Annotated in this window: 16 protein-coding genes and 1 pseudogene; 3 read left to right on the top strand and 14 right to left on the bottom strand. The window is 52.9% G+C overall.

Annotated elements, in window-relative coordinates; translation table 11 throughout:
* Window positions 1–63: 63 nt before the first annotated feature.
* Window positions 64–1,848 carry a PAS domain S-box protein gene (locus WCX19_RS09250; protein ID WP_373007393.1) on the bottom strand — a complete coding sequence of 595 codons (1,785 nt, stop codon included), beginning with the start codon at window positions 1,846–1,848 and terminating at the stop codon, window positions 64–66.
* A 186-nt stretch (window positions 1,849–2,034) separates the two neighbouring features.
* Between WCX19_RS09250 and WCX19_RS09255 the strand changes: the two genes are divergently transcribed.
* Both WCX19_RS09255 and WCX19_RS09260 read left to right on the top strand, forming a co-directional pair.
* Window positions 2,035–2,715, top strand: coding sequence for a 2,5-diamino-6-(ribosylamino)-4(3H)-pyrimidinone 5'-phosphate reductase (locus WCX19_RS09255; protein ID WP_373007395.1), 681 nt, complete (start codon window positions 2,035–2,037; stop codon window positions 2,713–2,715).
* A gap of 160 nt (window positions 2,716–2,875) precedes the next feature.
* Window positions 2,876–4,060 (top strand): SLC13 family permease, encoded by a 1,185-nt coding sequence (locus tag WCX19_RS09260; RefSeq protein WP_373007397.1) that lies wholly within the window; start codon window positions 2,876–2,878, stop codon window positions 4,058–4,060.
* Between the two features lie 189 nt (window positions 4,061–4,249).
* Here WCX19_RS09260 and WCX19_RS09265 read toward each other — a convergent pair whose 3' ends face one another.
* From WCX19_RS09265 to WCX19_RS09315, 11 genes are all read right to left on the bottom strand, one after another.
* Window positions 4,250–5,338: a heparan-alpha-glucosaminide N-acetyltransferase domain-containing protein gene (locus WCX19_RS09265; RefSeq protein WP_373007399.1), complete on the bottom strand. Its 1,089-nt coding sequence runs from the start codon at window positions 5,336–5,338 to the stop codon at window positions 4,250–4,252.
* A 1,941-nt stretch (window positions 5,339–7,279) separates the two neighbouring features.
* Window positions 7,280–7,657 carry an MscL family protein gene (locus WCX19_RS09270; protein ID WP_373007401.1) on the bottom strand — a complete coding sequence of 126 codons (378 nt, stop codon included), beginning with the start codon at window positions 7,655–7,657 and terminating at the stop codon, window positions 7,280–7,282.
* Window positions 7,658–8,187: 530 nt separating this feature from the next.
* Complete coding sequence (locus WCX19_RS09275; RefSeq protein WP_373007403.1) at window positions 8,188–9,294, bottom strand: DUF362 domain-containing protein; 1,107 nt, start codon at window positions 9,292–9,294, stop codon at window positions 8,188–8,190.
* A 509-nt stretch (window positions 9,295–9,803) separates the two neighbouring features.
* Window positions 9,804–10,292 (bottom strand): ferritin, encoded by a 489-nt coding sequence (locus tag WCX19_RS09280; protein ID WP_373007405.1) that lies wholly within the window; start codon window positions 10,290–10,292, stop codon window positions 9,804–9,806.
* A 254-nt stretch (window positions 10,293–10,546) separates the two neighbouring features.
* Window positions 10,547–11,005 (bottom strand): tetratricopeptide repeat protein, encoded by a 459-nt coding sequence (locus WCX19_RS09285; RefSeq protein WP_373007407.1) that lies wholly within the window; start codon window positions 11,003–11,005, stop codon window positions 10,547–10,549.
* A gap of 57 nt (window positions 11,006–11,062) precedes the next feature.
* Window positions 11,063–12,061, bottom strand: a complete 999-nt coding sequence (locus tag WCX19_RS09290) for a hypothetical protein (RefSeq protein ID WP_373007409.1) — start codon at window positions 12,059–12,061, stop codon at window positions 11,063–11,065.
* 261 nt (window positions 12,062–12,322) lie between these two features.
* A complete protein-coding gene (locus WCX19_RS09295) occupies window positions 12,323–12,925 on the bottom strand; it encodes a DUF2179 domain-containing protein (protein WP_373007411.1) in 603 nt (200 codons plus the stop codon).
* Between the two features lie 172 nt (window positions 12,926–13,097).
* The gene (locus tag WCX19_RS09300) at window positions 13,098–13,238 is read right to left on the bottom strand and encodes a YHS domain-containing protein (protein ID WP_373007413.1); all 141 of its coding nucleotides are present in this window, start codon (window positions 13,236–13,238) and stop codon (window positions 13,098–13,100) included.
* Window positions 13,211–15,685, bottom strand: coding sequence for a heavy metal translocating P-type ATPase (locus WCX19_RS09305; RefSeq protein WP_373007415.1), 2,475 nt, complete (start codon window positions 15,683–15,685; stop codon window positions 13,211–13,213). Before WCX19_RS09305 ends, WCX19_RS09300 begins: the two co-directional genes overlap by 28 nt.
* Window positions 15,686–15,688: 3 nt before the next feature.
* Window positions 15,689–15,967, bottom strand: coding sequence for a heavy-metal-associated domain-containing protein (locus WCX19_RS09310; protein ID WP_373007417.1), 279 nt, complete (start codon window positions 15,965–15,967; stop codon window positions 15,689–15,691).
* Between the two features lie 4 nt (window positions 15,968–15,971).
* Entirely contained in the window at window positions 15,972–16,481 is a 510-nt protein-coding gene (locus WCX19_RS09315; protein ID WP_373007425.1) for a MarR family winged helix-turn-helix transcriptional regulator, read from the bottom strand.
* 244 nt (window positions 16,482–16,725) lie between these two features.
* On the opposite strand from WCX19_RS09315, the gene WCX19_RS09320 reads away from it, so the two are divergent.
* Window positions 16,726–16,950, top strand: coding sequence for a ferredoxin (locus WCX19_RS09320; RefSeq protein ID WP_373007419.1), 225 nt, complete (start codon window positions 16,726–16,728; stop codon window positions 16,948–16,950).
* Window positions 16,951–17,126: 176 nt separating this feature from the next.
* Here the strand turns inward: WCX19_RS09320 and WCX19_RS09325 are convergent, their stop codons facing one another.
* Both WCX19_RS09325 and WCX19_RS09330 read right to left on the bottom strand, forming a co-directional pair.
* Window positions 17,127–22,199: a PAS domain S-box protein gene (locus tag WCX19_RS09325; RefSeq protein WP_373007421.1), complete on the bottom strand. Its 5,073-nt coding sequence runs from the start codon at window positions 22,197–22,199 to the stop codon at window positions 17,127–17,129.
* A gap of 65 nt (window positions 22,200–22,264) precedes the next feature.
* A pseudogene (locus tag WCX19_RS09330) lies at window positions 22,265–22,452 on the bottom strand (chemotaxis protein CheW); the annotation flags it as partial.

Raw genomic sequence — 22,452 nt, forward strand, 5'->3', positions numbered from 1 at the left:
GAAACAACATCGGGATAACGGTTCGGCGGGAAACGTCTTTTTTTCCCTGCGGCAAACCCCACTTTATTTTAAAACGTTTTTGGGGAGATGCAGGGTAAAGATGCTCCCGGCACCCGGTGTACTTTTAAATGTGATATCTCCCCCGTGAATCTCCATGATCTTTTTTGATACGGCTAGTGAGAGCCCGATCCGGCCGAACTTTCGTGAAAGATTCGTCGCATCGGCAAGCTGGAACGGTTCGAATATCGAACCCTGTGCCTGGGGGGGGATCCCGATTCCATTATCTCTGATGGTTATATGATGGAAGGGATCGATCTCATCAGAATGGTAACCGATAACAACGGTACGTGGCGGGCTGGAATACCGTACAGCATTGGAGATGAGGGAATCCACAACGACAAAAATCCGGTTCATATCCGCCATAACGTTAAGATCCGTAGGCACACTCACCGAAATATCAGCCTGTGCGGCGTACCCGTTGGTATCGATGACCGTCTGAATAATTTCTACCATGGAAAAACTGGTGCAGGTGATCTGGAGGTTCCCGGATTCAAGAACCGAGAGGTCGAGCATCCTGTTGATGATCTGTCGTTCGCGGTCGGCACTTGCAAGGCAGCGTCCCAGGAGTTTTCTGGTCTCTTCAGTGAGCCCGGCACCTTTTGAGTCGTCGAGAAGGAGATTGAGATATCCGATAATCGGCTGGAGGGGTGTCCTGAGCTCGTGGGCGATAGTCATCATGATTCCCCGGCGCCGCTCATTATCGATCGCGATCTTGTCCTCAAGCTGCTGTTTTTCCGTGGTATTGATCACGTTGATGAGCACGGCGGGTTTTCCAAAGTGCCGGATGGGTGTGGTAGTAAGTTCGGTTTTACGGAGTTCCCCCGATGCGGTTCGAAATCCAAAGTCGCACGTGGCGGAGACTCCGTCCTGCTCTTCCCACTCTTTTACCCGGTCACGGCATGAGGCCCGGTCGTGTTCATCGGCAAACGTGCAGAAGTGTTTTCCTGAAAATCCGGATGCCGGGACTCCCAGGAACCGGCTGAACGCGGGGTTGGCGTAGCGGATAATACCATCCTGGACGATCAGGATTCCAACAGGAGAGTTCTCGGTGAGCTGCTGGTATTTTATCAGATTGTCGGTGCTCGCTTTTTCGGCAAGTTTTCGGGCGTTAATACTGACCGCCGTGCAACTAATGGTGTCGGTATCCAACAGGCTCCATGACAGGTTTACCCAGCAGGAGGCATCATCCTTTGTTTTGAGGCGGGTCTCGAAATCCTCAATATCCGTGTTCAGGTTCATCCGTACCTGGAACTGCTCCACGTCTACCGGGGAGAAAATGATCTCCGAAAACTTCATGGCCCGCAGTTCCTGTTCGGTAAAACCCAGCATATCGGCAAATTTCCGGTTGCAGCGCCGTATGGCTTCATTCCGATGGTCAAAGATGACAATCCCGAGCTGGGAATGTTCAAAAACTGCACGGTATTGTGTTTCTTCTTTACGGGCACGCTCGATCAAAAACGCGAGAATGCCGGCGATACCGACAAAGAGCACGGCCTGAACGGTAATGGCAGTAAGCCCAACCGGGTCAGGATACCAGAACACGTACCCGGTAATTTCGTACGCACCTGCACAGATTGCCGAAACGATGATCCCGCGCCGGGGGAACGCGTAGACTGCATAGATGATGGGAATAAAGAAGAGCTGGGTGGTGAGGATATCGATATTAAGGGCAAACGCAAGAACCGTCGTCAGGATACAAAGTGCGACCAGCAGCGTGATCGCACCACCACGCAACAGGTTTACCCTTTCAAACGTGAACCTCTGATGCTGCGGAGATGTACCAGCCATTGACATTCACGTTTTTTCTTTTGTTGATATATATGCATCCCCCATGAAAATCGGGGCTGGGTTTGCGGACCATGCCCAAAATATTATGACGGAAACATACACCAGCCCGATGCCAGTGTTCTTTTGCGGCATGCTGATTTTTTAAAGGTGGGGTATAAAAATCACAAAAACAAGAACACTATTCGTATGCGCCCCTCGGTTGTTGTCAACGTGGCGATGAGTGCGGACGGGAAACTGTCGACCCGCGAACGCCGGCAGGTAAAGATCTCCGGTGCAGATGATTTTGCCCGGGTCGACCGGCTCAAGGCGGGCTGCGATGCGGTGATGGTCGGGATCGGGACGGTTCTTGCCGACGACCCTTCGCTCACGGTAAAAAACCCGGACCTGAAAAGCCGGCGGCAGCAGGAGGGAAAAGCGGAGCACCCGGTGAGGGTCATAATCGACAGCCGGGCCCGGATCTCTCCTGACGCTTCGGTGCTCAACAAAGGCGATGGCCTGCGGGTAGTGGCGGTCTCGGGGCGTGCAGACCCGGGCCGGGTGGACGTGCTCCGGGCAAAAGCGGCGGTCATCGTCGCCGGGGATGAGGAGGTCGACCTCGCCCGGGTGCTCGATGAACTCGGGGCGATGGGGATCCGGCGCCTCATGGTGGAGGGCGGCGGGACGCTTATCGCCGGCCTCATCCGGGCCCGGCTTGTTAATGAGATCTATACCTATGTCGGGAGCATCGTTATCGGCGGGAAGGACTCGCCGACCCTCGCGGACGGCCCGGGCTGGACTCAAGAAACCGAGTTTGCCCGGCTCGTGCTCGCGGATGTCACCCGGATGGACGACGGCATCCTCCTCCACTGGACAGTAAAACCGCAGTAAGGGGTTTTTCCTAAATCCGGGAATTCTTTTTTCATCCGTCAGGTGCCGCTCCGTTCAGAACCGATGCCAAGGCTCATCACCCGGCCCGGGGAAATATTTCTCCACGTATATCGCGATCATTGTCCTTGCCGCCGTCTTTTGCCTCATCGCGGTACGGCAGGTGGGAAGATTTACCTTTAGGATCTGGCAGGTGATGCTCGGGGGAGCGGTCGCCGTCCTCCTTCTTGGCCAGATCGCGCCCGCCGATGCGCTCGCCGCGATAAACATCGACGTGATGGGCTTTCTGTTCGGGATGTTTGTCGTGGGGGAAGCACTCTCCCGGAGCGGGTACCTCGACTGGCTCTCATCCCGGTTCTTCCGGCACGCGAAATCCCCGGGCCAGCTCCTCGCCCTTGTGATCTTCGGCTTCGGGGTGCTCTCGGCGTTGTTGATGAACGACACGCTCGCGATCATCGGGACGCCGCTCGTGCTCGGGCTTGCCTCCCGGTGCCGTCTCCCGAAAAAACTGCTGCTCTTTGCCCTCGCGTTTGCGATCACGACCGGCGGCGTGGCAAGTCCGATAGGAAACCCCCAGAACCTGCTCGTCGCGACGAGCAGCGGCATGACCGCACCATTTGTCACGTTTGCCTTCTGGCTCTTCCTCCCGACCATCGCGAGCCTCGCCGCCGCGTGGCTGGTGCTCCGTCTCTCTTACCGCAGGGAGTTTTCCCCGGCCGCACCCGCCGCCTGCGACCCGGAGCCGGCTGCCATCCCCGACCCGGCGCTCACCCGGATCGTCAAGTGCTCGCTTGCGATCCTCATCGGCCTTGCCCTCGCAAATATTGCCGCGTCGCTTGTCACCGGCGCAATTGTCATCCCCCTGCCGCTGATCGGCCTTGCCGCCGCCCTCCCGATTATCATCCTTTCGGGAGAGCGGGTCACGGTGCTCAAAGCGATCGACTGGTGCACGCTCGTCTTCTTTGCCGCGATGTTTGTCCTGATGGCCGCCGTCTGGCAGACCGGCTTTTTCCAGTCGCTTGCCGGAGTCGCAGGAGTCACCTCCGTCCCCGCGATCCTCGGAACGAGCGTCGTCATCAGCCAGTTCATCTCGAACGTACCCTTCGTCGCCCTCTTCCAGCCCCTCATCATGCAGGCCGGGGGAACAACTGCACAGCTCATGGCGCTTGCCGCCGGGAGCACGATTGCGGGGAACCTCACGATCCTCGGGGCGGCGAGCAACGTGATCATTATCCAGCAGGCTGAGGCCCGGGGGGAGACGCTGACGTTTTGGGAGTTTGCGAAGATCGGGGTGCCACTGACGGTGATCCAGGTGGGGATTTATGCGGTGTGCCTGGGGGTGGTGTGAGGGAGGGAGTGTGATCGGTTTGGGGGGATGGTCGTAATTCCCAAAGAATCTAAAAAAACCCGCATGAAGTCAAAGATTTCGCACCAAAGCAATGAAAATTTTGCACTCCAAACACGAATTTCCATTTGCCTGCTCTATCGACTGAAGTTTTCAAAATTTTCATGACAAAATATTACAGGATCTTTTCCCTTATCCCCCGATAAGGAAGCGGACCAGAAAGGGCTGGTTACGCCAGGTTTTCCGGACCCACCGGAGAAGGTATGCGAGGAGGATCATACCGATAAGAAGGACGAAGTACACTTCAAGGTACTGGAGCAGAGGCAAACGGATTTGAAGCGGGGCGATGACTTTCTGAATGATCGTATAGTGGATAAGGTAGATAGCAAGCGAACATTCACCGGTTACCCGAAGGGGATCCAGAAGGGAGTAGTATCCCGGGAGGTGATCGAGAACCGTCAATGCAAGGAGGAAAACCCCGGCACTGAACAGTAAAAGGCCGATAACCGGGGGATAGAATAATTCGACATAGCCATCCCGCAGGGCCTGGGCGCCGGGGAAAAGAACCCAGAGGATCCCACCCCCGATAAGGAGACCCGTGGCGTACAGTCCCTCACAATTAAATCGGAACGAGCGGACTTCACCCTTACCCCAGCGGTACATACCAACCTCGGCACCGAACAGTGCGAGGGCGGCCCAGGGGAAGATCGGGAACCAGCCGTCAACAAACCAGGACTTCACGATATCCAACGGTCCGGGAACCGGCGTGCCGGGAACTGCCGGGGAAAAAAGCGAGAACGTGGGATCGATGACGGCCGTGTTATACCCTAAACCGGCCCAGAGAACGGGTGCCATAAGGAGGATTGCGACAATGACGATCCAGCGTTTCCGTTCCGGCAGACCGAGATAGAGGTAGGCGAGCGGGAGCGAAATCCCGATGAGGTACAGGACATCCATATCGATGAACGGGATGTACTTGAACACCAGCACCTGAAGAAGAGCCGCGACGAGAATCACGAGGCCACCCCGAAGCGCAATGTACCCGAATGACCGGCCTTTACCGGTCCGCGACAACGCAACCATCATGCCTGCCGTGACAATGAACAGCGGGGCCGCAAGAGAACAAAGAAACCGGAACCAGCCGGGTACCGGGGGCATGAAGAGTGCCGGGACAAGGTTTGCCAGGATCATGAGGACAATCGCAAGACCCCGGAGAATGTCGATGGGTATATCGCGAAAGGAGCCGCGTTTCGGAGCGGCATCAGGACATGCATTTTCCATGAGAACATTTCCTTGCGATCGGGTAATAAAGCTGGTGTTTTGTAAAATTTTTTCCGATCATGATGATACCAGTGGGGGATTTGCGAAGGGGTGTAGGCCGACTGGTGTGGCAAGGGGTCCGGTACATGCCAGTGAGGGTTTGCGCAACCCAGGTAATACGTGACGGTTCGGCTACTCCGGAACGAAAAAAGGCAAGTGCCCACCCGGCACGAGCGGACCGGGTGGAGGCCCCGGGTTCTTCCGACCGTTGTCGGTGAGATTAAATGGTGGGGGCCGGACGATTACACAAACCCGCAACGCAAGGCAGGTAGTATCATCCTCCGGTCATCCCCTCTTTATAAAGGGGGGTATAGCCGGACCCACGGTTTCCCAGGATCGTTTCTCCGACGTAAGAGGTCCCGAGCCGGATCCAAGGCCGGGATGTTCCAGGGGAAGTGGTGCCAACACCTGATAAAATTATCGATATAAATCGTTATTTTTTGAAACGGGGCGTTTTAAACGGGAAAAAACCGTGCAATTTAGCGGCCTTTCTTTGAGCGTGAAAAACCGGCTGATCCGCAAGGTTGTCCGGGACTTCGGACAGGCCCGGAGGGGCAGTATGGCCGAAAAATAAAGGGGGTTTCATACCGGGAAAAAGCGACCCGGTTTTTTTTGGGGAAAATACCGGGATCTGCCACTATTATGCTCCGGAAATACCCGGAAAGGTATCATAAGGGTGGGATGCAGCGATTTTGATGGTTTTTGCCGTCGGGGACGGGGAGAATTCCCTGAGGGTGATGCAACACCGGGATTTTTGATTCCGTATTTTTTCTCCGGCTTCTTTGTTGTGGGCATGATTTTTCCGGGAAAGAGCGTGCTTCCCAGGGGTTCACACCCCCGCCGCACGGGCATCTCCCGGTTGTGATGATGCCTCCCTGCTGTTTGAAGGAGATTTGTGGCAAAGCGATCTTTTCCAGAAATTTATTCACGTGCCCGCCACGGGGGCTTCCCTTTTTGGTGCGGCAGAACTCTTCGCTTGTTTGGGGGGGTATGGATCCATCAGCCCCCATCATCATATCTGGCCGGACAATGGATCTGCCAAACATTTCTGGAAAAGATCCAGGTCCATCTGTCCTTCTCTATTTTCACGTTGAAAGAACAACCGCCGAAAATTCGTATGAGCCAGATCTGGAAGCGGGAGAACCCTTTTTTGGCAGCCGCCACCCTCCCTTTATGCCAGGAGGGGGTACTCCCCCCATTTGTACAAAGGTGACACCCCCCACTCCCGGGCAACAAGAGGGAGGTGGGGGTATCATGCTTTTAAAAAATCGGTCGGGGGGAGGGGGTACCTCTCATTTTTGGGAACGGGGGGTGCCCCCTTGCAGGAAAAGAGGCCCCTACCCCCACTAAGCCATTGGCCGACAAAATATACTTTCAGACGATAACTCCACGCGAAGCGCAGGTTTTGGAAATGTCGGAAAGGGGGGGTAGGCCTCCTCTTATGCCCGGACCGGGGGGTGGGGGTATCGTGCTTTTAAAAAATTGGTCGGGGGGTCAGGGTACCTCCCGGTTTTGGGAGCGGGGGATGCCACCCCGGGCTGGTTGAGGGGGGTACCCCCAATGGATTGTGAATCACTTCGGCAAGTCCTATTAAAAATTCTGATGTGTGTAAAGGAAAATTTAGAGAAGTACTGGACCTGTGAGTTGACAGGTTCGGAAGGCCGGGATGCTTGCCTTGGGGGGGGATGATCATTCAATGTTTATTGGGATAATTTAGAGAAGTACTGAATCTGATAATTCCGGAAAATGTCCGGCTCAGGCAGCCAAAGATTTTCAAAAAAAAAAGAACGGGTGGAATCAGCCCAGATCCTCGCCAACTACATACTCTTCAACCCCGGATATTTTCTCAAATATAAGAGGATAAAAAAAATTCCGGATAGGTACTATCTTTCATCAGGTAGATCACACTTTCTTTGAAACGTCTCCCTTCATGATGTACTTCACGAGGATGAATATCACCAGCGCAATGATAATGAAATTTATCAGGGCACCGGCAAAATCACCCGGCATAAATTTGATCGGTCCGACCTGAAGGACCGCACTCTGCCAGTCCCCGCCGGGAATAATGACTCCGACAAATGGCATGATAATATCCTTCACCAGTGCCGTGACCAGCGTCGATGCTGCCGAGCCGATGACAAATGCGACTGCAAGACCGATGACCTGGTATTTGTTCAGGAATTCCATGAATTCTGCACTGAATCCCTGTGCACCCTTGTGAATGTTCAATACACCTGATTTGAGTTCTTTTTGTGTATCTTCAGTCTTCTTTAGGTCCATCGTGTACCTCACACGGGATACATACATCCCTGCATTTTGTTGATGCGTTTACCCATATTATCATTTGTATATCCGGTTTTTCATGTTCGGTGTTTTTAATAAAATGCGAAATGACACGACATATTACTCATGAATTTCTCCTTCTCCGCCGCATGATTCACCAGCCGGAAAGGGAGCATTCATCATCGATGGGGAACAAGGGGCACCCATTATTATCATCATCGCCCGGCCGGACACATATGATCCAACCGCCCGTACTCCTCTAATGGGAAGTCATGGGAGATAGTCACCAAAAAAGAAGGCTCTTCTCCCGATTCAGGAGGAATACGTCCTAAAAAAACTGCACTCCCCGGGTATTGCAAAAATAATTGATCGGGAAATTCCCAAAACCCGTCACCACAACATGAGTCCCCACCCCCTGTCCGGGGAGAGAGGGGGCTGCCCCTTCCGGGCATGGTATCGGGAGTACTCCCGGACCGGAAACCTGGAAAGACTCCAAAAAAAGACCGTACAAGGTCACGAAAAAAAGTTCAGAGCCGGACCAGTTCGTAATCGCGGCTGCCCATACCCAGCTCTTCTGCGTACTGCAACTGACGTTTGCCGTCCGTGTTCGGCCGCATCCCGGAAAACTTATCTTCGCCCGGGGGGTGGTGGGTGGAAAGGAATGACTCCGCATATCCCTGCTGCTGGTTCACGAGGTCGCAGGCCGCCGCATCGATCGCCACCGGGTCTTTTGATGCAAGGATGCCGATGTCCGGGACGATCGATGCATCGCTCCACGGGGTGCAGTCACAGTCCGGTGTGATCCGGGTCAGGAAACTGATGTACCCCACCTTACCCCCTTTACCCTGCACCGCCCCGTACGCATATTCGATCAGCCGCTCGGTAAAGAGCGGGATTTCGGTCTCCCAGTCGATATCGATTGCATGCGAGGGGCAGACGGTCATACACTCGAAACAGCCGATACAGAGATTAAAGTCGATTTTGGATTTTTCCTCAATGAGTGTGATCGCCGATTTCGGGCAGGACGCCACGCACTTCCCGCACCCGATGCAGAGATCGCGGATTGAAAATGGCTTAGCCTGGTGCTGCGCCCGTTTTCCTTCGGGCGGAGCGCAGCCCATCGCGAGGTTTTTGAGCGCCCCGCCAAACCCTGCCACCTCATGTCCCTTGAAATGGGTCATCACGATCATGCTGTCCGCCGCAACAATGTCACCCGCGATCGAGACCGATTCAAAGTGCTTTTTATTGATAGCGACAGGGGCGACGTTTTTCCCGCAGAGCCCGTCAGCAATAATCACCGGCGCCCCGACCACCGCGTAGTCGAAACCGTGGAGTATCGCCGTCGTGATATGGTCGACCGCGTTTGAACGGCTCCCAAGGTAGAGCGTATTTGTATCCGTCACAAACGGCAGACCCCCCGCCGCTTTTACCCTCTCCACGACCTGCCGGACAAAAACCGGGCTGATATATGCATCACTACCCTGTTCCCCGAAATGCAGTTTAATCGCCGTGCGGTCCCGCTTATGGATACAGGACGAAAAACCGGCAACCTCAAAGAGCCGACGGATTTTTGTCTCGGTATTCTCCTCATTCGATCGTGCCCGGAGGCTGGCAAACCAGACCCTGCTTTTCATTTCCGGATCATCCCGGATCGATTATTGTCACGCACACGTATCTATAATTCGCGTCCGGTCAGACTATTGCATCGGGGTTTTGTTTCCGGTACCGGTCCTTATTGTACCTTATCCGATCCCGGGCAGGTCAAAAAAGAGGAGGCCGCTCGCATCCCCGGGAAGCACTCACCGTTATTGGTGTCGGGCGCTTTTTTCCCGTGAGCGTTCCACCCTGCACAATGACCGGATACTTGTTCTGCCGGATGATCGGGAACTCTTTTTAAAAAAAAATACGAAGTCCTGTTGACCTCAGGCATATCGTGACCGATAATGATCGCATCAAATGTCTCGTCGTTTAAGTGGGCGATGAAGTCTTTTCCTTGAGCTGGTGGTCCGGACCTTCTCCCGAACCACGCTAAAAATCGGCGCGTGACACATGAGCATGTCTTTCTCATCGTCAATGATAATGACCGGGCCACTTCTGACGTTGCCCATCCCCATGTGGCAAAAGATAAAAAAAGAATGTGTCGTTATTTTCGCTTTGCAAGCTCGTGATCGAGATAGAAAAGGTGCCCGGGTACATCCCCGACGGATTTTATCTTCTCGCAGATCATGGCTGCATTTGCCTCTTCTTCAACCTGTTCCTTCACAAACCACTGGAGCATCTCGAACGTCGCATGGTCTTTTTCCCGGATGGCAATGTCGACAAGGTTGTTTATCATGCCGGTCACCTTCTGTTCGTGCGCATACACCTCTTCAAAGACCTTGCCGGCCGAAGTCCACTTCGCTTTTGGTGCCTCGATCGTATCAAGAACGACCTTTCCCTGTCGTGCAATGATATAATCGTAGAACTTCATTGCATGGGCCCGCTCCTCCTTTGCCTGGATCATCATCCACCCGGCAAACCCTTTGAGATTGAGGGTCTCAAAATAGGCAGACATACCCAGGTAGAGATATGACGAATAAAGTTCGCGGTTAACCTGCCGGTTCAGTGCTTCTTCAATGGTTTTTGACAACATTCTCTAAAATCCTCCCTGTATGCGATGTGATTGATTTGTTTTTTAATAATGCTATCGCAGGTGACAATTTGCCGTCGGGGGTATTGATATTGTGCAGGGTGTCTCTCCAGTTGCTGTTACCGGGTAAAAAAGACAAAACTGTTTTCCCATCGGGTGCGGTTTATGAAAATTAAGAAAAAAACCTTGTGGCCGCCGCCACGTGAAGAGACTAAAGGAGATCACAAGCGGTCTTTAAGCCGGTTATTACCCGCCAGTTATTTTCGGATGCGTTTACTCTCATCCTTGATATCGAGGATGATCTCCAGTTCGAGCGATTTTCCATAGGCGATCTCCGCCTCCTCGCTCTTTCCCAACTCTTCAAGGCAGATCCCTTTGATATACCAGGCGGAGGCGTCGTTTGCGTTGAGGGTGGACGCCCGGGTGGAGGCGGCAAGGGACGCGGCATACTGTTCGAGATGATACAATGCAAGCGCCTTTTTAGTCCAAGCATCTGCGTAATTCGGGTTGATGGACAGTGCCCGCTCACAATCGGCAATTGCATCCGCAAACTTTTCCATCTCAATTTTCGCCGATGCACAGAGGCACCAGATCCCGGCATTCTTCGGGTCAATCTTGATTGCCTGGTCCAGGACAGCAAGTGCCTCCCGGTATTTGGTCTGCCGGATGTAATGTTCAGCCCTTGTTAAGAGATGAGCCACTTCACTTACCGTCACGATGCGACACCTCACGGGTTATTTTGGAAAATTTTTCAGGTCTTTCCATTATTATCACTACTGATCTTCAATCAGGTCGCCAAAGATTTTTTTAAGAGCTGCCTGCTCATAGGTCGCAACCTGTTCCTGTGCGGCAAGCAGGTGTTTGGGCTTCTCCCAGATAAACCAGTCCTTCATCGACATGTAGTTGAGCAGCTCATTGGTCATGTTGACACCGGTCTGGTAGAGGTTTGCATAGTAATCAAGGGATCTCTCCCCGTTCCAGTCCACGGCCAGGTGTTTTTCCATGATTTTAAGCATGTTGTCGCCAAAAAACTTGGACTGGTACCAGGCGGTGTGGGTCCATCGGGTCGTAAGCATCTCCTTTACTTCGAGATGGTCGAATTTTTTCATCTGGGGAATGTTAATCACCGGCATAAGTTTATCCGCCGGGAGGGTTTTTGCCAGGTAAAGATCCCTTGCATAGAACATGGATTTATCGAGCACGAAATATCGCCGGGGAATGATCTCCATCATGTCCGACATCTCATCCATATCCTGCTTGCCATCTTTTAAAAGGATATAGAGCTGGGTTTTCCTCAACTGCTCCATACGGTAATAGACCCGGGCATTGACGATCGGGTTCCAGGGAAGTTCGTTTATATCCTCAAGGAACTGCCGATAGAGCATAAAAAGCATTTCAAGGAGTTTTTTTACCGGGAGCTTCTTGTCCTTCTTTGCCTCGTCCTTGAGTGCGTCAAGGTAGATCTGGCGCATGCCGGTATAGACTGAATCCTGGGTAAACGAGCAGACTTTGTATCCGGATTTTTTTGCTGCTGCCCCTTTGATGAGCAGGTAGGTACACTGCTTTGCGATGACAAAATCCTTTAACAGTCCGATGTAGTTTGCAGGGAAGATAATGATGTTCTTATCGAGATTGTAAGTATAAACATCGATGAGCGTTCCGCCCGGTGCTGCTTCGGGTTTCCTTAAAAGAGTAATCCCGGTATCCAGCATCCGCTCGGTTTCGCTGACGAACGCACGGATGGGCTTGGACAGGGGCATATTGGTCTTCATGACCAATCACCCGGCCATATCTGCAAACGACAGCGACCCGACATGTGCCTTACACCTGTAACTGGTAGTCTTTACTTTAGACAGGGAAAAAAGTTAGGTTATGCGCTCATGTCACGAATTCAAGCGTCCGGATCCTAAAAAAACCCGCATGAAGTCAAAGACTTCGCACCAAAGCAATGAAAATTTTGCACTCCAAACTCGAATTTCCATTTGTCTGCTCTATCGACTGAAGTTTTCAAAATTTTCATGACAAAGTGTTTATCACATTTTCTTTCGCGGTTTTGCAAGAGTATGTATAAATCCGGTGAACGGGTTATGTTTTCTGGGGCGGAAAACCCCCTGGTTGACGTACCGGACATCTTCGATGGAGAAGAACGCATCAGGGTTCGTCTCTTCAATGTGCCGGGTGATCCGTGGGACATCATCGCGGTTCACGAGAGACATAATCATTTTGACACCGCCTCGCGATCCTTTTGCATCAAGGCTGGTGGTGCCATAATGTTCAGCCTGTAAAAATTCCGTGATTTCCTCTCCGGATTCGTCGGTGGTGATAATGCGCATAATCACCATGCCGATCGAGAGCTTCTCTTCAAGGATGAGACCCACATACGTGCCGAGCGCAAACCCGAAGGCATAGGCGAGGAAGTAGGCAATGTTGGACAGGTTGTTGAGCACGCCAACGATAGCAAGCAGCCAGATGATAATCTCAAAGAACGCGATAATAGGTGCGAGGTACTTGATCCCCTTGGAGACTAAAACGATCCGGAGCGTCTCCATGCAGACGTTTGCTATTTGCGCGATGAAGATGAGCGTCGGCAGGATAAACCATGCATAGATGTCAGGACTGATGATGAAAAACGCCATGCAAACGCCTCAGGTCACATTATCCCGTGTATTACCGGGGAAACCAGTATATTAAATTAAAAGTTGCCGTCGTTTGTATATCAAGGTTATTCAAAGTCGGGTCAAAATACGGGGAAATTGGGAATATTTACATGATCGCGTAGATGAGTGTGCCCGGTTCCTTCCCGGGCCCTCACGCGTACTTTGCGGGATCAGCATCAAATTTCTTCTTGCAGCCCGGGGCACAGAAATAATATCTCTTCCCTTTGTAATCGCTCGTGAACTTTGCCGTCTTCTCATCGACGGTCATCTTGCAGATCGGGTCGATTGCCATTCTTTCATCACCAATTGATCTTTCTTTTTTGCTTCCGGTATATACCCTTTGAGGAGGAGTGAGAGGGTCACGACAGTCACCGAACTTGCAGCCATCGCAAGGGCGGCAAGTTCCGGCCTGAACACAAAACCGAAGAACGGGTAGAGAAGACCGGCTCCCACCGGGATAAGGGCCGCGTTGTAGGCAAAGGCCCAGAAGATGTTCCCCCGGATCCTGCCCATCACTTTTTTCGAGAGTTCGAGCGCCGCTACCGCATCGAGCAGGTCGTCCCGCACAAGGACGATCTCCCCGCTTTCGATGGCGATATCGGTTCCGCTGCCGATAGCGATTCCCACGTCTGCCTGGGCAAGCGCCGGGGCGTCGTTGATCCCGTCGCCGACAAACGCGACATGTTCTCCCCGGTCCTGCAGGGCTTTTACTTCTGCAGCTTTTCCTCCCGGGAGGACTTCGGCTACCACCCGGTCGATCCCGATCGTACGGGCGATGGCTTCTGCAGTGCGCCGGTTGTCCCCGGTTACCATGACGACGGCGATCCCGTGGGCCTTTAAGCGCCGGACTGCTTCTGCACTCGTTTCCTTAAGCGTGTCCGCGATCGCGATAATGCCCGCGAGCTCGTGGCCGATAGCGACAAGAATAACGGTCTTACCGTCCTGCTCGAAATTACGGATTTTCGCATCTATACCCTCAGGGAGCACGATGCCGTTTTCCTGCATGAGCGTGCGGTTGCCAACGAGCACTTCTTCGCCAAGCACCCGCGCTCGGACTCCTTTCCCCCCTTCGGTGTCAAACTTCTCCACATCGCCGATCGCGATACCCTTTGCCTGCGCAGCGCGGATGACCGCCCGGGCGAGCGGGTGGTCCGAGTTCTTCTCGACGGCCGCAGCAAGGGAGAGGAGCGTATCTTCCGTGACGCCGGTTGCTGCGAGATCGGTCACTTCCGGTTTTCCCCGGGTAAGCGTACCGGTCTTGTCGAAGATCACGGTTGTGACCTTCTCTGCAAGTTCGAGCGCCTCGCCGTTTTTGATGAGGATCCCAAGTTCCGCACCCCTGCCAATCCCCACCGTCACCGCTGTCGGTGTGGCAAGGCCAAGTGCACACGGGCAGGCGACGACGAGCACAGAGATGAGGGCTGTGAGGGAAAAAAGCAGGGTCGAATGGAGCACGAAGTACCACACGATAAACGCCGACGCGGCGATGAGGAGGACAGCCGGGATGAAGTATGTGACTGCGACATCCGCGATTCTTTGCACGGGCGGCTTTGACCCCTGAGCGTCCTCGACGAGTTGCAGGATCTGTGCAAGTACGGTCTCTTTCCCGATCTTTGTCGCTTTTACCGACAGGACGCCGTTCGTGCTGATCGTGCCGCCGACCACCCGGCTCCCTTTGGTCTTTAACGGCGGGACCGGTTCACCGGTGATCATTGATTCATCAACATAACTTTCACCGGCCACGACCTCGCCGTCAACCGGAATCCTGCTACCGGGTTTTACCATCACGATGTCGCCGACAACGAGATCCTCAATGGCAATCTCGATCTCTTTCCCATCACGGATGACCATCGCGGTTTTTGCCTGGAGCCCGGCCAGTTTCCGGATTGCCTCCGAGGTCCGGCCTTTCGCCCGCGCTTCAAGGTACCGCCCGAGCATCAGAAACGCGGCAAGCATGATCGCCGTGTCGTAGAACATGAACTCGTGGGTGAGCACGACCGAGAACGTGCCCATCACGCTTGCGACATACGCGACGCCGGTACCCATCGCGTACATCACATCCATGGAGAGGGTTTTGTTTTTGAGTGCCGTCCATGCGGCTTTGAAGATGGGATACGCGACGTAGAAGAAGACCGGCGTCGAGACCACGAGCATGAAGTATGCAAGTGCCTGCATGGAGATGCCAAGCGGCACCCACATGAGTACCATAAGAGGGATGCTGACCGCAAACCCGACGGAAAACCGCATCAGTTTGTCGTGGAGGTCGGCATCCCGGGCCGCCGTTTCCGCCTCGTCGCTGACCTGCCCGGCTATCCCAAGGTACTGGTACCCGTCGTCCTCGATTGCCTTTTTCATGTCCTCGACTGATGTCAGGGACGGGTTGTAGGTAACATATGCCTGTTCGTTTCCGAGATTCACGTTCGCGGCGACGACCCCGGGCAGTCCCCGAAGGGCAGCCTCGATGGTCTGGACGCAGGTGGCGCACATCATGCCGCCGACCTTGAGCACCACTTCACGGTGGGTCACTTCGTAGCCGGCGTCGCGGACGGCTTTTTCGAGATCGGTAATTTTGACCTTGGAAGGATCGAACTCCACGCGGGCGGTCCCGGTCCCGAAGTTTACCTGCGCCTTCGTGACGTTTTTAACCCCGGCAAGTGCTTCTTCTACGGCGATAGCGCAGGTGGCGCAGTGCATTCCGGTAATTTTGATGTCCGCTTTTTTCTTTTCAGGCTCAGCCATGTTTCAGGCCTCCCCGGTATAGCCGAGGTACTGGTATCCTGCTCCCACGATGGCCTTTTTCATATCGTCCGGTGAAGAGCGCGAAGGATCAAACACGACAGCCACCTGTTTTTTCTCAAGGCTGACGGTTGCACGGGTAACCCCGGGCAACCTGCCGAGAGCGGCCTCAGTCCTTTTTATACAGTGGCCGCACATCATACCGCCGACGTTTATCACGATCTCCTTCATGGCCGCTGTGCCTGCGCTGCCCGGCTCCGGTTTATTCCTCTCCTGTTCCGTCATGGTGTTAAGCCTCTGATAATGAGCGGATCTTTTGCGGTGTTTCGGCCGAAAGTTCCCCGATCCGTTCGTCATAAATTATCTCGAACGCGCAAAACACCCGGCCCATGGTGGCCCGCTCATCTTCACTTAAGGGGCCGATCCGTTCGATGATTCGTTCATATAACTGCGCGTGGATCTGCGCGTGGCTGTCATATGCTATCCGGCCCTGCCCGGTCAGTTCGAGAGTGACCTCTTTTTCATTGCGGACGCCCCGGATCTTGCGCACGAGCCCACGTCTGGTCAGTTTTGTGATCACCTGCGATGCCGCGGAAGGTGTGACCCCAAGGACATCGGCAATGATCCTGACATTATTCTCAGGAGTGCTCCCGATTGCCTGAATGGTGTGGATCTCGGTAAGAAAAAGCGGTTCGCTCACCCCGAACTTACAGGGGCTGCTCTCCATGATATTCATCTTGTTCCAGATCCTCATCCAGCACCGGTACAGTTCCGGTAATTCGGGTGCAGTCAGGTTCATGTATGTCACTTAATTATTCACTTAATGATTAAGTTATTAATTAATATTTCCCGCGTCGGGAAATTTCATGTATCGGCGTCGGTAACGAAAGCTGGAAGGGAAGGAGATCAAAAAAGAATGCGAAAAACTTTCCTAAGAAGAAGGCAGGTCTACCCCGCAAGTCCGAATGTGTTATTCGTACGGGTGGAATGTTTATTGCGTATGGCACCGACATGCAGGATTATATGCGGTGCAGGGGATTTTTATGAAAGTGACGATCGATCGGATGCAGTGCGTCGCTTGCGGTTCGTGCTGGGATACATGCCCGACACTTTTTGTGCAGAACGAGAAGGATTCGTTTAGCGAGATCGTCGAGGAATTCCGGGAGAATGGGGATCTTGGGACCAGTGTTGCGCTTCCCGGTACCATCGACTGCGCACGCGATGCTGCCGATCTCTGCCCGTCGCAGATCATAGCTCTCGTGGAGTGATCGGCCTCTTCCCGGCGGATAAAAACCTGCAATAACCGGGTTTTTCCCTTTTATATGACTGAGGTCGATTCAGTTCCGCACACGGTCGCTCACGGAGTTGTTCGTTTGTGCTGCCTTCCCCGTACATATGGTTTGGTTCATTACAAGATGCGATCCCGGTTTTTTGGATACATAGATCAGGAGGATTCTTTTAAAGCGATCTTCTCACGACATTCCGGGTTGAACCGGTAGTTTCCGTTGGGAACGCAGATCTCAAATCTTGCCCCTTTGCCGGGTTCCCCGGTTTCCTTAATCGTAATATTTGTCAGAGAAAGAATTTCCCGGACAAGGAACATCCCCAGGCCGGTATTTCTCCCGAATCCCCGCTCGAAGATTCGCTCCTTTTCATCAGCAGCAACGCCAATCCCGTTATCCTCCCATACCACTAGGAGATCCCCGCCCGACTTTTGGGAGGATACCCGGATTTCAGTCACGTGTTCCCCGTGTCGGATGGAGTTGTCAAGGAGGTTAAAAAAAACCTTTTCGAGCATCGGATCGGCAAATACTTCCACGCCAAGCAATTCTGCGTTCAGGGTAACCGTTGCCGGGACATATGTGCGGGGCATGACCGTGTCCACTGCTATCCACTGCGGTTCTTTGGTACCAAGATCCTGGTAGATCCGGGTAAACCCGATCTGCGACTGGATCTCTGTAATAGCGGATTCCATTTTCCCGAGATATGCACCAATCGTGGGGTCGCTGGATTTCATTTCTGCAAGTTTAAGATACCCGAGGGAGGCTGTAATCTTGTTGTTGATATCGTGCCGGGTTATGCTGCCGAGGAGGTTGAGGCGGTGGTTCGCCAGACGAAGTGCATCTCCCGCACTCTTGCGTTCGGTGACATCATGGCAGATGCCCTGGATTGCAACAACCTTGCCCCCGGCATCGTGTACCGGAGATTCCGTTGTAGCATACCACCGCCATGTGCCGTTCTTGTGCCGCATCCGGAATTCAAGCCCGCTTTTCTTTTCTCCCGTCATGATAGTCTGCCGGATGGCTTCACGGATACAGGGAAAATCCTCGGGATGAACAAAGGCAGCAGCGGATTTTCCGATGAATTCGCTGGTCTCATATCCCAGTAATTCCGTACACTGAGGGGAGACGTAGGTGAAAATACCGTCAGGAGTTATTGAATACATGATATCAATTGCATTCTCGACAAACGAGCGGAACTTCTCCTCACTCTCCCGGAGTGCCTCTTCAGCCACTTTGCGTTCGGTAATATCCTGGTTTACGCCATGGGTCTTGATTGTCCGGCCTTTGGCATCCTTTGTTACCCCGACACACATCTCAATGTGCCGGATCCCGCCATCCTCACGAATAATCCGGTATTCCCTTTTTGACACGTAATGCGGGTCGGTGGTATTTCTGGTTTTTTCATCTTCCTCGGCAAGGATACCACGATCGTCCGGGTAAACGATATCCTTCAGGTATGCCTCCGCCGTCATATGCTGGATGCCCTTATGGTTCGGATTGGTACCATACAGGGTTGAGAACCGGTCATCGAACGTCAGAATACCCGTATTGAGATTGCACTCCCAGTTCACCAGGTTTGCAAGATCCATTGCTTCTGCAAGCATGCGCTGGCTTTTTACCAGTTTATCGTAATTCCGCTGGAGTTTTTCTTCGGCTGCTGACAGCTGCTTGTTTGTTGCATGCAGTTTTTCGTTGCGCCGGACAATCCCTTCTTCGGCTGCTTTACGATCCGTAATATCGGAATGCATCGCAAAAGAACCCCGGAACGTGCCGTCCGGGTCCAGGATCGGGGTCGCTGAAACATATATCCACCGGACGTTCCCGTCTTTTGTAACAAAGCGGCGCTCGTACCGGCTGTTTTTACCCTGCCTGCGCTCTTCTAACCGGGTAGTTTGGTCGGGCACATCCTCTGCTGCCATGAATGAAGTGTAGCTCCGGCCCATCATTTCCTCCGGAGTGTAACCGAGCATATCTGCCATCCGCCGGTTGACATAGATCGTTTCGTACTTCTCATCCAGCTGACAAATACCATCATCCGTGGTCTCGACAATCTGGCGGTACTGCTTCTCGCTCTCCAGAAGCAGGTTCTGGCTTTTTGCCAGTTCATCGTAATTCTGTTTGAGTTCTTCTTCACTTGCTGACAGCTGCTCATATGCCAAACGCAGTTCCTGGTTGCGGCTGGCGATCTCTCCTTCCGCTGCTTTACGATCCGTAATATCGGAATACATCGCAAAGGAGCCCTGGAACGTGCCGTCGGGATCAAAAAGCGGGGTCGAAGATACCTGCATCCACCGGATCCTCCCGTCTTTTGTAACAAAGCGGCGCTCGTACCGGCTGCTCTTTCCCAGCCTGAGTTCTTTTACCCGGGATGCATTGACGGACACATCTTCTGCTGCCACAAAAGAAGTGTAACTCTGACCCATCATCTCCTCCGGAGTGTAACCGAGCATATCTGCCATCCGTCGGTTGATATAGACCGTTTCGAACTTCTTGTCCAGCTTCCAGATACCATCATCCGTGGTCTCGACAATCTGGCGGTACTGGTTCTCGCTCTCAAGAAGCAGGTCCTGGCTTTTTGCCAGTTCATCGTAATTCTGTTTGAGTTCTTCTTCGGTTGCTGACAGCTGCTCATATGCCAAACGCAATTCCTGGTTGCGGCAGACAATCTCTTTTTCCGCTGCTTTACGATCCGTAATATCGGAATACATCGCAAAGGAGCCCTGGAACGTGCCATCGGGATCAAAAAGCGGGGTCGAAGATACCTGCATCCACCGGATCTTCCCGTCTTTTGTAACAAAGCGGCGCTCGTACTGGCTGCTCTTTCCCAGCCGGCGTTCTTTTATCCGGGAGGTGTTGATGGGAATATCTTCTGCTACCATGAAATGTGTGATATTTTGTCCCATCATCTCTTCCGGAGTCAAGCCGTGCATTTCCGCCATTCGCCGGTTGACATAGACCATCTCGAATTTTTCGTCCAGCTTACAAATACCCTCATCCGTGGTCTCGACAATCTGGCGGTACTGCTTCTCGCTCTCTATAAGCAGGTTCTGGCTTTTTGCCAGTTCATCGTAATTCTGCCGGAGTTCTTCTTCGATTTCTGACAGTTGCTCATATGCTGCACGCAGTTCCTGGTTGCGGCAGGCAATCTCTCCTTCCGCTGTCTTTCGATCGGTAATATCGGAATACATCGCAAAGGAGCCCTGGAACGTGCCATCGGGATCAAAAAGCGGGGTCGAAGATACCTGCATCCACCGGATCTTCCCATCTTTTGTAACAAAGCGGCGCTCGTACTGGCTGCTCTTTCCCAGCCGACGTTCTTTTATTCGGGAGGTGTTGATGGGAATATCTTCTGCTACCATGAAATGTGTGATGTTCTGTCCCATCATCTCTTCCGGAGTCAAGCCGTGCATTTCCGCCATTCGCCGGTTGACATAGACTATCTCGAGTTTTTCGTCCAGCTTACAAATACCTTCATTCGTGGTCTCGACAATCTGGCGGTACTGCTTCTCGCTCTCTATAAGCAGGTCCTGGCTTTTTGCCAGTTCATCATAATTCTGTCGGAGTTCTTCTTCGATTTCTGACAGTTGCTCATATGCTGCACGCAGTTCCTGGTTGCGGCAGGCAATTCCCTCTTCTGCGGTCTTTCGATCGGTAATGTCGGAACACATCCCAAAGGAGCCCCGAAATGTGCCGTCCGGGTTCAGGAGCGGCGTCGCAGATACCTGCATCCACCGAATCCTCCCGTCTTTTGTAATAAAGCGGCGTTCGAACCGGCCGCTCTTCCCCTGCCTGCACTCCTCAAACCGCGTGATTTGTTCGGGCCGATCTTCTTTTGCCACAAAAGAAGTCTGGTGCCGGCCCATCATCTCCTCCGGAGTGTAACCGAGCATATCCGCCATCTGCTGGTTGACATAGACCGTGTCGAATTTCTCGTCAACCTGCAAGATACCCTCTTTCGCAGTCTCGACAATCAGGCGGTACTGCTTCTCTCTCTCTAAAAGCAGGTTCTGGTTTTTTGTCAGTTTATCGTAATTCTGCCGGAGTTTTTCTTCGGTTGCTTTACGATCCGTAATATCGGAACACATCGCAAAGGAGCCCCGAAATGTGCCGTCCGGGTCCAGGATCGGGGTTCCGGATACCTGTATCCACCGGATCCTCCCGTCTTTTGTAACAAAGCGGCGCTCGTATTGGCTGTTCTGTTCCTGTCTGCGTTCTTCTCTCCGGGTGGTATGGTCGGGCATATCTTCTGCTACCATGAACGAAGCGATGTTTTGGCCTACTATCTCCTCCGGAGTGTAACCGAGCATATCCGCCATCCGCCGGTTGACATAGACCGTTTCAAACTGTTCGTTCATCTGGCAGATACCCTCATCAGTGGTCTCAACGATCCTGCGGTAGCGCTCCTCGCTCTCCCTCAACGCTTCCTCCGCCAGATTGCGATCGGTGATATCCCGGATTGATTCAATCGCACCGGTTACTTCCCCCTGCCGGTTGTAGAACGGGCTTGCCATGGCCATGAATGTAACTGACTTACCTTTGAGAGTAGGAAAAATTGCATCGGCGATCAGGGTATTATTCTTGTGAATGATGTGTGCATATTTTTCGGCAATGATCTCATCAGATTCGAAGATTAAATCGATCAGGGTCGATTGACGCTGTCCGTAGAACGGGATTGCATATTCATAATCCCCTTTTCCCAGCATCTCCGCTGCCGATACACCCGTCACCTCTTCCATGGCACGGTTCCATGCGATAATATGGCCGGACCGGTCGATTGCAACGGTAGCATCTGGCTGGAAGTTAATGATATCTGATTCGCGGCGTTCAAAGTCATGGATGCTTGCTTCGGCCCTTCTCTTCTGGACCGCCTGGCGGATCTGGTGCGCAAGCTCGGTGAACTGTGATACCGATTCCCCGCCTTTCTGGAGATAGAAATCTGCTCCTTCGTTTAACGCCCGGATGATTACCTCTTCACGTCCCCGACCGGTGAACAGGATAAACGGGATGGTACTTCCTTGAGATCTTACCTTTTTTAAAAATTCGATACCATCCATCTCCGGCATCTGGTAATCCGAAATAATAGCGTCGTAGTTCTTCAACTTCAGCAGAGCAAGTGCGGCCGGGGCAGAGGTGATGGTGTCAACGCTGAACTGCTTTTTTTGCTCAAGGAAGAGTTTACCAATTTCAAGCAGGCCGGGTTCATCATCGACATACAGAACAGATATTGAAGTCATAGTGGGAATGTAGGGATCTTTGATGCATTCTCAGGCAATCTGGCAAAAAAGAGGGAATGGCTCTTTTACACTACTATATCGATATCGTTTAAGAGTTGCCGGATATCGATCCAGATGATCAGTTCGTTGCTCTCCTTATCCTTGATCTTCACCCGTTTCTTGATAATGCCGATGATCGCAGTGTCTTCCTTTGACACGGATGCAGAGGTATAATCCACCAGGTTCTCCTCGAAGGTAGATACCGAGGTAACAT

It is taken from the genome of Methanoregula sp., assembly GCF_041663825.1.
Taxonomy (GTDB): domain Archaea; phylum Halobacteriota; class Methanomicrobia; order Methanomicrobiales; family Methanospirillaceae; genus Methanoregula.